The organism is Priestia megaterium (assembly GCF_046599315.1).
GTDB lineage: Bacteria > Bacillota > Bacilli > Bacillales > Bacillaceae_H > Priestia > Priestia megaterium_F.
This window is the reverse complement of record NZ_JBKIKC010000009.1, coordinates 1-13,702: the sequence shown is the minus strand read 5'-3', so window position 1 is coordinate 13,702 and position 13,702 is coordinate 1. Positions and strand designations below refer to the sequence as shown.

13 protein-coding genes, 2 pseudogenes and 2 riboswitches are annotated in these 13,702 nt (G+C 38.4%); of the genes and pseudogenes, 3 read left to right on the top strand and 12 right to left on the bottom strand.

The window, feature by feature from the left end; translation table 11 throughout:
• Positions 1 to 2: 2 nt before the first annotated feature.
• From cobK to ACLHDF_RS21635, 7 genes are all read right to left on the bottom strand, one after another.
• The gene (cobK, locus tag ACLHDF_RS21665) at positions 3 to 770 is read right to left on the bottom strand and encodes a precorrin-6A reductase (protein WP_413920684.1); all 768 of its coding nucleotides are present in this window, start codon (positions 768 to 770) and stop codon (positions 3 to 5) included.
• On the bottom strand, positions 767 to 1,660 hold the full coding sequence (locus tag ACLHDF_RS21660; RefSeq protein ID WP_413920683.1) for a sirohydrochlorin chelatase: 894 nt from the start codon (positions 1,658 to 1,660) through the stop codon (positions 767 to 769). Before ACLHDF_RS21660 ends, cobK begins: the two co-directional genes overlap by 4 nt.
• 18 nt (positions 1,661 to 1,678) lie before the next feature.
• On the bottom strand, positions 1,679 to 3,301 hold the full coding sequence (gene cobJ, locus ACLHDF_RS21655; protein WP_413920682.1) for a precorrin-3B C(17)-methyltransferase: 1,623 nt from the start codon (positions 3,299 to 3,301) through the stop codon (positions 1,679 to 1,681).
• A gap of 13 nt (positions 3,302 to 3,314) precedes the next feature.
• Positions 3,315 to 3,695 carry a (2Fe-2S) ferredoxin domain-containing protein gene (locus ACLHDF_RS21650; protein ID WP_413920681.1) on the bottom strand — a complete coding sequence of 127 codons (381 nt, stop codon included), beginning with the start codon at positions 3,693 to 3,695 and terminating at the stop codon, positions 3,315 to 3,317.
• A 100-nt stretch (positions 3,696 to 3,795) separates the two neighbouring features.
• Positions 3,796 to 3,976, bottom strand: a riboswitch (cobalamin riboswitch).
• Between the two features lie 118 nt (positions 3,977 to 4,094).
• A riboswitch (cobalamin riboswitch) is annotated at positions 4,095 to 4,274 on the bottom strand.
• Positions 4,275 to 4,420: 146 nt separating this feature from the next.
• The gene (locus ACLHDF_RS21645) at positions 4,421 to 4,579 is read right to left on the bottom strand and encodes a hypothetical protein (RefSeq protein WP_013057318.1); all 159 of its coding nucleotides are present in this window, start codon (positions 4,577 to 4,579) and stop codon (positions 4,421 to 4,423) included.
• Between the two features lie 341 nt (positions 4,580 to 4,920).
• On the bottom strand, positions 4,921 to 5,958 hold the full coding sequence (locus ACLHDF_RS21640) for a M42 family metallopeptidase (protein WP_413920492.1): 1,038 nt from the start codon (positions 5,956 to 5,958) through the stop codon (positions 4,921 to 4,923).
• A 109-nt stretch (positions 5,959 to 6,067) separates the two neighbouring features.
• Positions 6,068 to 7,339, bottom strand: coding sequence for a cation:dicarboxylate symporter family transporter (locus ACLHDF_RS21635; protein WP_413920493.1), 1,272 nt, complete (start codon positions 7,337 to 7,339; stop codon positions 6,068 to 6,070).
• A 385-nt stretch (positions 7,340 to 7,724) separates the two neighbouring features.
• Here ACLHDF_RS21635 and brnQ point away from each other — a divergent pair, with 385 nt between their 5' ends.
• Complete coding sequence (gene brnQ, locus ACLHDF_RS21630; protein WP_413920494.1) at positions 7,725 to 9,080, top strand: branched-chain amino acid transport system II carrier protein; 1,356 nt, start codon at positions 7,725 to 7,727, stop codon at positions 9,078 to 9,080.
• Positions 9,081 to 9,119: 39 nt separating this feature from the next.
• Here brnQ and ACLHDF_RS21625 read toward each other — a convergent pair whose 3' ends face one another.
• The 5 genes from ACLHDF_RS21625 to ACLHDF_RS21605 all read right to left on the bottom strand — a co-directional run bounded on the left by ACLHDF_RS21625 (position 9,120) and on the right by ACLHDF_RS21605 (position 12,881).
• Complete coding sequence (locus ACLHDF_RS21625) at positions 9,120 to 9,497, bottom strand: hypothetical protein (RefSeq protein WP_413920495.1); 378 nt, start codon at positions 9,495 to 9,497, stop codon at positions 9,120 to 9,122.
• 90 nt (positions 9,498 to 9,587) lie between these two features.
• Positions 9,588 to 10,667: a hypothetical protein gene (locus ACLHDF_RS21620; RefSeq protein ID WP_413920496.1), complete on the bottom strand. Its 1,080-nt coding sequence runs from the start codon at positions 10,665 to 10,667 to the stop codon at positions 9,588 to 9,590.
• A 185-nt stretch (positions 10,668 to 10,852) separates the two neighbouring features.
• Complete coding sequence (locus tag ACLHDF_RS21615; RefSeq protein ID WP_013057324.1) at positions 10,853 to 11,050, bottom strand: IDEAL domain-containing protein; 198 nt, start codon at positions 11,048 to 11,050, stop codon at positions 10,853 to 10,855.
• 134 nt (positions 11,051 to 11,184) lie between these two features.
• Positions 11,185 to 12,468, bottom strand: coding sequence for an ammonium transporter (locus ACLHDF_RS21610; protein ID WP_413920497.1), 1,284 nt, complete (start codon positions 12,466 to 12,468; stop codon positions 11,185 to 11,187).
• Positions 12,465 to 12,881: a hypothetical protein gene (locus ACLHDF_RS21605; protein WP_413920498.1), complete on the bottom strand. Its 417-nt coding sequence runs from the start codon at positions 12,879 to 12,881 to the stop codon at positions 12,465 to 12,467. The genes ACLHDF_RS21610 and ACLHDF_RS21605 overlap by 4 nt, the downstream gene beginning before the upstream one ends.
• A gap of 319 nt (positions 12,882 to 13,200) precedes the next feature.
• On the opposite strand from ACLHDF_RS21605, the pseudogene ACLHDF_RS21600 reads away from it, so the two are divergent.
• Both ACLHDF_RS21600 and ACLHDF_RS21595 read left to right on the top strand, forming a co-directional pair.
• A pseudogene (locus tag ACLHDF_RS21600) lies at positions 13,201 to 13,514 on the top strand (DUF1641 domain-containing protein); the annotation flags it as partial.
• A gap of 33 nt (positions 13,515 to 13,547) precedes the next feature.
• Positions 13,548 to 13,702: pseudogene (locus ACLHDF_RS21595) on the top strand (pyridine nucleotide-disulfide oxidoreductase); the annotation flags it as partial.

Below are 13,702 nucleotides of genomic sequence, written 5' to 3'. Positions count from 1 at the left end.
AATCAACTCCTAGTTTGGTTTACTAAAGCATGAACCACTTCTTCAAACGTAGAATACACGGTCCCATACTCAATTTTTGGGCGCCCAATCATAATAATATCTAAGCCTAACTCTTTGGCTGCTTCTACTTTTTCATCCACAGATCCAACTTTTCCGCTTTCTTTTGTGACCATGACCGTCACTCCGTATTGCTTATACAGCGCTCTGTCAAACTCTTTTGTAAACGGCCCTTGAATGGCAATAATATTTTTTTGCGGCAGTCCTAATTGCTGGCACTTTTCCATATTATCCAGCCTTGGAAGCATACGAGCAACGAGCCGTACATCTGAAAGAGGAAGCAGCTTTTCTGTAAAAACCTGAAGCGTCTTGCTGCCTGTGGTCAGCAAAATAACTCCTTTTTTCTCAGCTGCTACTTCAGCTGCTTCTTCATACGTAGAAACCATCGTCATATTGTCATAGGTAAAAGCCTGCGAAGCCCGTTCATAGCGTATGTAAGGAATCGCTGTTTCAGCAGCTGCCCCGATAGCATTTTTAGACGCTTCTTCGGCAAAAGGATGACTTGCATCAACAATAGCTTTTATACCGTGTTCGTTTATAAAAGCGGTCATATCTTCTTTTGTGAGGCGCCCAATCTTCACTTTCACTTCTGCCCGCTGTAATTCAATTGCTGCATTGTCAGTTACAACTGTTGCCGTAACATCGTAACCTGCTTTTTTCACTTGAACGGCTAATGCACGTGCATCGCTAGTTCCAGCTAACAATAAAATCATTTTAGCTCGCCGACCTTATCTTCGTGGTGGTGGTCATGATGGTGTCCGTGATCATGGTCATGGTCGTGATGATGATGGTGATCAATATGTTCCATAATGCCAAGGCGATATTGACATGTATCGCAGTTCATTTTCACTTCACCTTCTAACCCTTCTTCAGCGCGTTCTTTTAAAATTGTCTGCAGTTTTGGATGAAAACCAAAATAGCCGGCTAGCTTGAACTCAATGTCTTCATGCTGCAATTTATACTGCTTAACCATTTCTTCCAAACGTTTAATTAAGACGCCTGTAAATAAGAAATATGGAAGAATAACCACTTTTTTAGCGCCCAATTTCAAGCATCGCTCCACCCCTTCGTCAATCAATGGAGCGGTCACACCCATAAAAGAAGTTTCGACGATTTTGTAGTTGGTTTTTTCCCAGAGAAGGCGCGTAATTTTATATAAATCACTGTTTGCATCAGGATCGCTTCCCCCTCGCCCTAAGACAATAACAGCCGTGTCTTCAGCTGGTGTTTCTAAGTTTTCTCCTGATTCTTGTAATCTCGTTTTTAAAATTTCAAGGGTTTCTTCATGAACGCCAATAGGACGTCCGTACACGAAGTTTACGTGTGGATATTTTTCCTTGGCTTCATCTATAGCCGCCGGAATATGTATTTTTGAGTGGCCAGCTGGCAAAAGCATAATTGGAATTACAACTACATCTTTTGCTCCTTTTGCCACACACGTGTCAATGCCTTGACTTACATTCGGACGTTCAAATTCTAGAAAACACGTTTCTACTAAAATAGATGCATCCCAATCATGCTTCATAGTAGAGATAAACTCGCGAATTTGATCGTTCCCTTCAGGATCTCTGCTTCCATGACCTACAAATAAAACTGATTTCATATAATGCCCTCCCATTTCTTAATCTCCACACGGAGCTGGTTCTACTTTTATTTTTGGTGTTATATCTTGATAGTCGAATCCATAAACGTTCTTCACGCGCTTAAAGAATTTATGAAATCGCTCATTAGGATGACCTTTTTCTTTATATTCATGGATAATGTTTTCTACTGTCTCAACAATTTCATCAGGCGCTATTCCTTCCGCTACAATTTGACCTGAATGCGCGTTGCGTCCAACCGTTTTAGCTCCTAAAAATAAGTCAAACGCACCCTTTCTGTAGACAATGCCGATATCTTCTTGAACAGCACCATAACAAGCCATACCGCACCCATTGATACCAAGCTTCAGCTCTTTTGGCATATCCATTCCGCCGAGGCGTTTTTGCAATTCTTCCGTATGTGGAATGGCGTCGCTTTTTTCTCCATCGCAAAAATCACACGCTTTAATTGTGAGCACGTCTCCGACCGGAGATAATAAAAAGGAAGCTGCTTGGAGTTTTTCAATGATCATATCCGGCTGGACTGTTGGAATTTGCAGTTTGATCTGATGGTCAGGTGTATACTCCATCGTACCTTTTTTACCAACAACTTCTGCTAGTGTTGTCATTTGAACAGGCGTGAACTTCTTATTTGCAAGTCCTGGACTAACTGCCACTTCAAAAATAGACTCGATTGGCTGGTGTACGACCGCAGAAGTAGATTCACCTAAAATTGCCTGAAGCGCTTCTTCTGCAAGGGCGCGTGAAGTTGCTGTTTCTTCTCTTTTGTTCTGAACAGCTTCAATAGCTGAAGCTGTTTGCTTTACAGTCTCCTCTTGGTCAAGAGCCCATGGCTCCGCTTCTTTTCGAAGTCTCTGATGCGGTCTTAGCGGCTGCTCTGTTTGGTTGAGGGTATATTTCCGCTGATACCCGCGCGGTGTAATCATTAAATCGTCGTAAAAAAACGTAGACGAATTTCCGACAACAACGGTAGTCAACATTCCAATTTCATGATTTAACATGTCTTTTAAATTGGTCATTACGACTTCTTCACGATCGCGATAAGCACTTTTCACAAGGCCAACAGGCGTATCAGGAGAACGGTATTTTAATAGAATTCTCTGCGCTTCAACAATTTGTCTTGTTCGCCTTCCGCTTTTCGGATTATAAAAAGCGACTACAAAATCTGCTTGCGCAGCTGCTTCAACTCGTTTTTCAATTAATTCCCAAGGCGTAAGGTGATCACTTAAACTAATCGTACAGGCATCGTGCATCACGGGCGCGCCAAGGAGAGATGCGCATGAGTTAATCGCCGAAATGCCAGGAATTACTTCCAGCTCTACGCCCGTTTCTTTTTTCCAGCCCTTTTCAATCAACACCTCATACACAAGGCCGGCCATTCCATATACTCCTGCATCTCCGCTTGAAATGACCGCTACTGTTTTCCCAGCTTCAGCTTGCTTTACAGCTTCTTGTGCACGGCTTACTTCTTCGGTCATTCCTGTACTAATAATTTGCTGATTCGTTAACAGTCCTTGAATTAATTCCACGTAGGTTTTATAACCGATGATCATATCACTTTCTTGAATGGCTTCTCTTGCTCTCTGTGTAATATGTTCAAAGCTTCCTGGGCCAAATCCAATAACTAACAGTTTACCTTTCATGCTAACTCCTCCTTTATGCGTTACTTTTTACTTTGTCAATTCCTTCTATGGAGTCACTGGTTTCTGGAGAAATGAAACCATTTTGATCGTATTCATAAATAAGCGATTCCTTTATGCTGCAGCCACCTGCTAAATGCTCTTCAACAATCCGGTGAGCCACGTTTTCCGTGACCTGCTTGTACCAATCTCCCGAAGGATACACAATAGCTACAGGAGCATCTTTGCATCTTCCGTTACAGCGCGTACGCGTTGTATGAACCGCTTCATCTAAGTTCAGTTCCGTCACTTTACTTCGAATAGCTTGCGTGGCTTCTTCTCCACCTTTTCTCATACAGCTGCTTCCATTACAAATCAACACGTGATGCTTTGTTCCATTTAAGTTCCACGTCGTCACACTCATTCGCTCCTTTACTAAAAAAGCGCCTCTATCAATGATAGAGGCGCAGAAAAATTCAAACTAAGTTTTTGCACTTCCACCTATATCCCATAGGGTAAGCTTCGCATTAGAAAAAGGCTGGTTTCCTGACTTCGATTCATCACTTGATTGCGCCTTCCCAAATACAGTGGCAAATGCAATCAGCTCCACTTTACAGTGGCGGGTACCGCGCTGGCTTCACACCAGACTTCCCATTTAACGCAACGCGAACATTACGCACCTTTTTTTGCATGATATGTAGTTTTATACTACGAGAAAAACCCGCTTCGCTAATATGCGAGCGGGCAAAACGTCAGAATGAAAGTGTACACGAATGCAACTTTAAGCCAACGTTTCCCTTCCCGCTCCCCGGAGAAATAGAAACTTCACAATAAAGACAGGTCTCCTGACTTGTGTATCATTCTACTTGAGAACCTTCCCGTGGTTTATTCACAGTGGTTATACTCGTTCGTCCACACTTACAGTTGCGGGGACAGTACTGGTCTTACACCAGTTTCCCTATTAAGCCTTCTTGGCATCTTTACTGTTGCTGTTTGATATATATGAACCTTTTAAACTATCAGAATAATAGAAGTAACTACCATATCATAGCGTACATTTTTTTTTATTTCAACTCTATTCTTTTTGTAAAACATAAGTGCCTATAAAAAAACAAGAGCCTAAAATCAGCTCTTGTCTTTCTACTATATAGCTACCAATGTTAAGTGAGGATCATTATAATATACGACTTCTGAAAGAACTTTACAGCCATTTGTTTTAGCAAAAGCTTCCCTCGCCTGCTTTTCAGTTTCAAATTCAAACATTTTCATTTCTTTTCCCGCATACACCGTCAGTACCCACATGAAAAGATTCGCCTCCGATTATTGTAGTGATCGCTATATCCACATTATGACGAAACCATTTCCTTTTGAAAACCCATTCTACAAAACTTGTCACAAGAAACTTTTAAAAATTTAAAAACATTTTAACTCCTCAGAATGAACAAAATGTACAAAAGGTATAAGCATTACCATACCTTTTTGAAAAGGCTTTCTTACACATCCGATGCAGCATCAGTAAAAATACGGATAACATCTCCTAAAAAAGAAGCCGGCTGTCCGGCTTCTTTTTCAGGAAAGAACAAATATAACAATTCCGCCCTGAACTCTTTTGCATAAAAATGCATTAGCTAACTATTCATTTCTTAAAGCAGAACCATGTTTGACTGTACATAGTTATAAAGAAGCTTATACGTATGATTCAATGAATCTTGATGCGTTCTCTCAAACGCATGAGAAGAATCAATTCCTGGACCAATTAAGCCGTGTACGATGTCGTGTCCGGCGCGAATAGCAGCAGAAGCATCTGATCCGTAAAACGGATAAATATCTAATTTGTACTCAATATCATGCTGATTGGCTAGCTCCACCAAATGCTTTCTCAAACCGTAATGATAAGGGCCGCTTGAATCTTTTACACAAATAGACACGGTGTATTCATCGGTAGATTGCCCATCTCCCATAGCACCCATATCAACCGCTAAGTATTCTACCGTTTGAGGCGTAATGTTGGAGTTTCCTCCATACCCAATTTCTTCATTATTTGAAATGAGAAAGTGCGTGGTATATGGCAGTTCTATTTGTTCTTCTTGAATCGTTTTAATAAGCTGAAGCAATAAAGCTACGCTTGCTTTATCATCAAGATGACGAGATTTAATAAAACCGCTTTTTGTTATTTCTACACGAGGATCAAAGGAAACAAAATCGCCGACTTCAATTCCGAGGCTGCGAATATCCTCTGCGCTATGTACTTTTTCATCCAGTCGAATTTCTATATTTTCTTGATTTCGCTCCGCTTTTCCTGCATCTTTATACACATGAACAGATGTTTGATGCATAAGGATGGTTCCTGTAAATACTTCTCCTGCTGACGTTTCGATTTCACAATATTCCCCTTCAATGGAATTGTAGCGAAACCCTCCAATCAAATCGATTTTCAGACGCCCACTCGGTTTAATTTCTTTTACCATGGCACCTAGTGTATCGACGTGAGCCGTCAGCATGCGGTGATGATTAGTATCTTTACCGGGAATAGTAGCGACTAAGCCTCCTTTTCGATTGCGATACGTTTGAACATTTAACTCTTTTACATAGTCTTCGACAAACGAAATAACCTTTTCCGTATTTCCAGAAGGACTGGGAATCGAAACAAGCTTTTTAATTAACTGAACAGTTTCCGTCATTATGACACTTCCTTTGTCTCTCATTTCTTTTATTTTACCATATGTTTCAAAAAAGATAACAAGCGGCTCCAAACAAAAAAAGCCGGGCAGATTCCCGGCTTTTTTTGCATTAAGCTATATTTGATTTCTTTAATTCATTTGTGTAATTTAATGATTTTTGCTTATCAAATTCGCCTTCAGACTTCGACATTACAATCGCGGCTAAAGCATTTCCTACTACGTTAACTGTTGTACGCATCATATCAAGAATGCGGTCGATTCCTGCAATAAATGCCATGCCTTCGAGTGGAAAGCCCATGGATTCAAGTGTAGCAAGTACAACTACAAATGATGCCCCCGGCACGCCAGCCATTCCTTTTGACGTTAACATCAGGACAAGAAGGAGCTGAATTTGATCCATAATGGAAAGGTCGATGCCGTACATTTGAGCAATAAACAGCGATGCCAGCGCCTGATAAATGGTTGAACCATCTAAGTTAAACGTGTAGCCTGTTGGAATTACAAATGATGTAACCGATTTAGAACAACCGAAGTCCTCCATCTTTTTGATAAGAGATGGTAAAACGGCTTCTGAACTTGCCGTTGTAAAAGCAAGAAGCAACTCGTCTTTTAACACTTTTATCAGTGTAAACATACTTGTTCCAGCCATTTTAGCGATGATTCCAAGAACTACAAGCACAAAGAAAATCATGGTGAAGTAAACGGCGAACACTAATTTCCCTAATGGAATTAGTGATCCGACACCAAACTTTATAATATTAACGCCAATAAGCGCAAATACACCTACTGGAGCAAATTTCATCACCAAATTAGTTACCCAAAACATCGCATCCAAGACGCCTTCAAAAAAGGCTAAAACAGGTTTTCCCCTCTCTCCAATCGAAGCTACGCCTACACCAAACAATACGGAAAATAAAATAATTGGTAAAAGATCGCCTTCTGCTACCGATTGAAAGACATTTGTCGGAACAATATGAAGAAGCTCCTGAGCAATTCCTGTACTTTCAGACGTTTTTGCCGTTGCCTCATATTGAGAAATATCGCTTTTTTCAATATGTCCCATATCAACCCCTGCACCAGGGTGAAATAAGTTAGCGGCAATAATCCCCACTACAATAGCAATGGTTGTAACAATCTCAAAATAAAGAATTGTTTTTCCGCCAAGCTTACCTAATTTTTTGATATCGCCTACTCCTGCGACCGCTACGATTAATGCTGAGATCACAATTGGTACGACAATCATCTTAATTAAATGAATAAATATGTCTCCAACTGGCTGTAAAATAGAAATGGCCGTATTGCTTCCGTAAAAGATAGCACCTACAGCTACGCCTAAAATCAGTCCAATTAGAATCTGAGTTGCTAGACCTAACCTTTTCACTTTCTTGCTCCTTTCGCACAGTTGACTTCATCCATTGAGCATATGCAGTTCAACGAACCGTGTATAAATATACACCCTTACAGCATCTTATGTAAACAGCTCTTTACTAAAAGAATGTAAGACCGCACATGCGAATTTTTAAAAGTCACGGTTCTGTTTTATCATATCAAATAATTGTTGTATATTGAGATTTTTTTGCTAAGTATTTTTCTATTTTTACTATTTCAGCGAATAAATTAAAAAAATCAAATTTTATATTGAAATATGCATTTTAGGTTAGTATAATACGATACATGTTTATTTTTATTATTCGAATATAAAATTCTGAAAATTTTAATTATTCAACGCGATAATAAAAAGCATTTATAATTTTGGAGGTTTTAATGTGTCAAACAAAGTTCCTTTTTCATTTATAGTGGTTATTGGCTTTATGCTTTTCGCCCTATTCTTCGGCGCAGGTAATTTAATTTTCCCTGCAATGTTAGGTCAGTCTGCCGGAAGCAATATTTGGTCAGCAAATGCTGGATTTTTAGTAACAGGTGTAGGTCTGCCTCTTCTAGGCGTTCTCGCATTTGGTTTTTCCGGAAAAGAGGATCTACAGTCTTTAGCTAGTCGTGTACATCCAGCTTTTGGTATTATCTTTACTACGATTTTATACTTGGCAATCGGGCCACTTTTTGCAATGCCAAGAACGGGAAGTGTTTCGTTTGAAATTGGCGTTAAGCCTTTTTTATCAGAAAATTCAGGTCATCTTCCCCTTATCATTTTCACCGTAATTTTCTTTACAATTACGTGCTTTTTTTCGCTAAATCCTGCGAAAATTGTCGACTTAGTAGGTAAAGTTTTAACACCTATTAAATTAACATTTATCGGAATATTAGTAATTGTAGCCGTTGTGAATCCGATTGGAAAATTTGAAGCACCAAGCGAAGCTTATACAACTCACGCATTCTTTAAAGGCTTCCAAGAAGGTTATTTAACAATGGATACACTAGCATCATTTGTTTTTGGAATTATTATTATTAATGCAATTAAAGAAAAAGGAGCAAAAACAAACCGACAAATTATCACAATTTGTGCAAAAGCTACGGCTATCGCTGCCGTTATTTTAGCTCTTATTTATAGCGCATTGTCCTACATGGGTGCTTCAAGCGTATCAGAACTTGGCCGTCTTGATAACGGCGGTACGGTTTTGGCTAAAGTATCAGATTACTACTTTGGCTCTTACGGAGGAATCCTTTTGGGTCTGATGATTACGGTTGCTTGTTTAACAACAAGTGTAGGCCTTGTAACATCTTGTTCTTCCTTTTTCCATAAGCTGTTTCCAAAGGTTTCTTATAAGTTGATTGCTGTCATTTTATCAGTATTCAGCGCCGTTGTAGCAAACTTTGGTTTAACGGAATTAATTGCTATTTCGGTTCCGGTCTTAACAGCTATTTATCCATTAGCTATTGTGTTAATTGCTTTAACATTTTTACACCCTTTATTCAAAGGGCGTTCTGAAGTATATCAAGGAAGCCTTCTTTTAACGTTTATCGTTAGTTTATTTGATGGCTTAAATGCTGCTGGATTCAAAATTGCGGCAGTAAACGATCTGTTTACATCGATTTTACCTATGTATGGAGTGGGTCTCGGCTGGATTGTTCCTGCTATTATAGGAGGATTAATTGGTCTTGGTATTACCTTCCTTCGTACAAATGATAGTACAAACAGAAACGCTTCAAGAAAATTGATTAAATAAAAAGAGGATGCGCATGCATCCTCTTTTTATTATGGCGTTTTATAAATAAGGCGTTTTTTTCTCCGTTAACTTCACTTCTTTTGTTAACACATGTTTTTCATATAGATATTTATCCGTTCGTTGAAAATCGTATCTATCAGCTTTTTCTTTTTCAGATGTGGTTAAAAGCACCCGACCATCAGAAGAACCTGACACCCCAAACGTTTCATTTTGATAAGTAGCATACGGAGCTACAAAAAATACTTCTTCAACAGCCTCTCTAGGAATTTCTTTTGTGAATGTCGTGTCATTGTATGAAATGAATCCATTTGCTACGTCATCTTTATCATAACTAATCAGCTTTATACAGCCGTTTTCCATTTCATAACATTCGTAATCTCGTTCATAATATGTTGCATACAAACCTTTTCGAATCATAAAAAACAGTCCTTTATAGTAGTTTAGCAATGGCTGGCACAAATCGTTTTTCTTCCGCCACATAGGTAGCTAAAAGCACTTCTTCTCCATTTACCACTTGGTATAGTTCTGCATCGTTTGCTGGTGGATAATAGTTATCAAACTTGAACTCTGGAACAGTTTCCCCGTTTCGAGACCCTGAAACCCATTAAGCGTGCATGGAGGTCCATCTGTTGTTTTTCCTCCAAACACAGTTCCGTATGGAATATCAACGTGGCTTACGGCTTGTGATTTAAATTTAATTACACCATACACTGATCCTTCTTCAGGAAACTGCCTTTTACCCGAGCCATCTGTATAATCTAAACGTAAGCTTTCAACAAAATCTTTGTAAGAAGTAATATCATGGACATCTTCGGCTTTAGCTACGTACCCTCCTACTGCTGTATAAGATCCATCTACATACTTTTCAATATCTTTAGCAGGAATCATCTTTTGCAGCAGCGTATCTTTTGTAATGGGCGAAACAGAATCCCGTATAGCTTTCATCACCTCTACTTCATGAGATGTTAATGTTTTAACATCTTTTAATTTTAATTCATTGAACTCTTTTTTTGTAAGACCGACGCGCTTCAGCACCTCATCAATTTTTCGATCAAAATCTTGTAAGTTTTCTAAATCTAAAGCCGTATAATGAGCATCAACTGTTCTTACATCTTTATGTATTTTTTTCACTTCATTTAATTCATACTGCTCTACTTCATCAGCCGTTTTAAATGTTTCAACATTTGAAATGGTTTTGCCGTTCGTATCAGCTACAACGTAACCATCTTCAGCTTTTATCACATATCCGACTTCTTCGTTACCTAGCGCAATTAAGTCTGACTGTTGAAAAGCCGCTTTCTCTTTTTCTTTTTGAAATTCTTTATCTGTCATTCCTTTAGTAACGAGAGCTGTAAGTTCTGACGTGTCTTTACTGCCTTTTTGGTTTGCTTCTACTTTCTCGGCTGTAATTGACGAAGTTTTTGTATTAGATGAAGAATGACTAACTGTCCCAATTACAAAAACAAGTCCAAATACAATTCCTATTCCATACAACAATTTGCTTGTTTTGTGAGCTCTAAATAAAATCCCGAGCACAATACAAACAATACCTACAATCAAGCTATCTACCAATAATAAATGTCCCAACTGAATCCCTCCTCTTTAATTCTTATTTATGTTAAAAAAATCCACAAATGAATCCAATACAATTAAAGTAAATAAAGTATTAAATAGGAATGTAATCGTATTTATTACTAATTAATTCCTTTTACTAGTTCTCAAAAATAAAACACACCATCTAAAATAGATGGTGTGTGAAGTATAGTAAGTAATTAGGAAATTTGTTTAAGTTCTGATGAGAGCTTTAAAAACTCTTCTTTATTTTTCATTAATAGCGTGCGGTCGATTTCTTCTTTTAGCTGTGCTTTACGAAATTCTGCAATCGCTTTGTCTAAAATCATCTCAGCGAATAATGCATCAAGCACCTTTCCGTTGGATTTTTGCGGTGAATTAAGTAAATTCTTTTTCATAAGAAATCAACTCCTTGGCTTTTTTATAATATAACACAAATATTCTGACTTTTCAATCATTTAAACCGAGTTTTTTAAACCTATTTTTTCCCACATAAAAAAGCTGCCCTTTGGTTATAAAGAGCAGCCTTCCCTTAAGAATCCGCGGTTTTTTCTTTCACTTCCGCATAGTAGTTTTCATATTCAATAAATTCAGGAGCTTGATGAGCTGCCATGATACCATGATAGCTGATATCTAAGCCCACTTCTTCTTCTTCTTCTGTAGATCGAAGCGGAACCACCAAGGAAATAACCTTTAACCCTATCCACGTTGTAACAAAGCCCCAAATGCATAGAGCGATTAATCCAAGAAGTTGAACACCGAGTAGCGTCCACCCTCCTCCTGTAAACACTCCACCATCTGTAGAAAACAAGCCCACAGCCAACGTTCCCCATATTCCCGAAGCAGCGTGTACAGGAAAAGCTCCTACAGGATCGTCAATTTGACGTGCTTCAAGCCAGTTTGTAGCTGCCATCATTAATAAGCCAGATACAGCTCCAATAAAAATTGCAGATGGTGTATTAACAAAAGCACAGCCCGCTGTGATGCCAACCAGTCCGGCAAGCGAACCATTTATCACAGAAGGTGCATCTGAACGGTTGTAGCGAAATAAGGTATAAAATAAAGTAGCTGCTCCGCCTGATGCTGCTGATAACATTGTGACAATAGCAATGTGACCAATTCTAACGTCAGTGGCACTTAGCGTACTTCCTGCGTTAAACCCAAACCAGCCAAACCATAATAAAAAAGCACCCACTGATGCAAGCGGCAGATTGCTTGGAAGAGAAACAGAACTAATTCCATTTTTCGTGAATTTTCCTTTTCTTGGTCCAATCATTATTGCAGCTGCTAAAGCTGAAAAACCACCTAGTGCATGAATAACTGCTGAACCAGCAAAATCCAGCATTCCTAACTTACTAATCCATCCGCCTCCCCAAATCCAGTGACCGGCTATAGGATAAATAAATGTAGTCATTAAAATTGCATATAGAAGGTATGCACGGAAATTAATTCGTTCTGCTACTGCTCCAGAAACGATCGAGATGACAGCAATAACAAAAGCACATTGAAACAGCCAAAACGTTTCAAGCCCAATCGGAATGTCGAGATGCGATAAATTCCCTGATAGCGCAAAGCCGCTTTTACCGACAATCCCACCTAAATCGTCTCCGTACATCAATCCAAAACCAATTAAATAGAAACAAAGCGTTCCTATTGTAATATCAGCGAATACTTTCATAATAATATTTACGCTATTTTTATAGCGGACAAACCCTGCCTCTAGTAAGGCAAAGCCGCCTTCCATTAACAAAATCATCGCGGCTGTTAACACAACCCACGTCGTATTTATACCTAAACTTAGTTCATTAACGCTCATATAGCCACGTCTCCACAGTTTTTTAGTCGTTTTATTTCTTGTACAATAGCAGGCGAAAGCGTAATTTCACTTGTTTCTTCATTTTCTGCTTTTATTAGTTCGAGTACGTCATGAAGTTCTCTCATTTGCGCTTTAAGGTTATCAATTTTTTTAAAGCGTTCCTTTACGTATACCATATATTCGACCGCTTGATGCTGACTTAAAGGACGCCCGGTAAAAAATTTACGAAACGGCGATAGTGATTGATACCAAGCTTCTTCAGCACGTTTCTTCTCTTCATATTTACTAATTTTCGTCTTTATCTCTTCTATCTCTTGTGCTTTAGCTTCTTTTAACTTCATTATAAATTCAATTAATTTTAATTGAGGCAATGTAATGACCACATTATGATAAAGTTCATCCACTATAACCATGTTATATCTCCTTACATAAGATGTTATATTTAGATTATATGTAGAACACTACAGTAAGTCAATGTAATTTTTTGAAAACTCTTTAAATAGTAAATGTGCCCTATCTTTTTAATACTTGTAGAATATTAAGTTCGTATGTATTGAAATATGACGTTATTTGTTTTATCGTAGGAAGAGGAATTATGTTAGTTCCCTATTTTAATTTTATTTACCTAGGCAATTATTCACGTTATTTTTATGAACTTTTATTAAACAAAGGGTTACGAGGTTTTTCACTCTATTTTTTCAACGAAATGAGTTGATTTTATCTCGTATTAAAATTGTAGATAATTTACCAAAATTATCTGAAATGGTAACGGTGCTTACAAAAACTTACGACGTTGCGCAATCATTATTAACTGACGACGTATTAAAAGAAGATCTACTTGGTGGAGTAAAAGAATTTATCGAGCCAGTAGAAGGAACAGTAAAAGGTCTTGCAGCTACTGCAATCGAACAAACGATCGTGCAGAAGCAAATGCTTCTAATTCAATCGGTTTATTCGGTTTATTACGCATGCTTAAAGATCCACAAGCTCAAAAACTATTCCGCTTTGCACAAGCGTATTTAGACATTACAAACGAAAGAAAATAATTTTCATTAAAAAGTGTGGACGGAGGATCGACTATGTCAAAACATATTTTAATTTTAGGCGGCGGTTACGGTGGTTTGTTAACTGCAATGACAGCTCGCCAACACTTAAGTGCGGATGAAGCAAAAATTACAGTAGTGAACCGTTTTGCTACTCACCAAATCATTACAGAATTACACCGTCTAGCTGT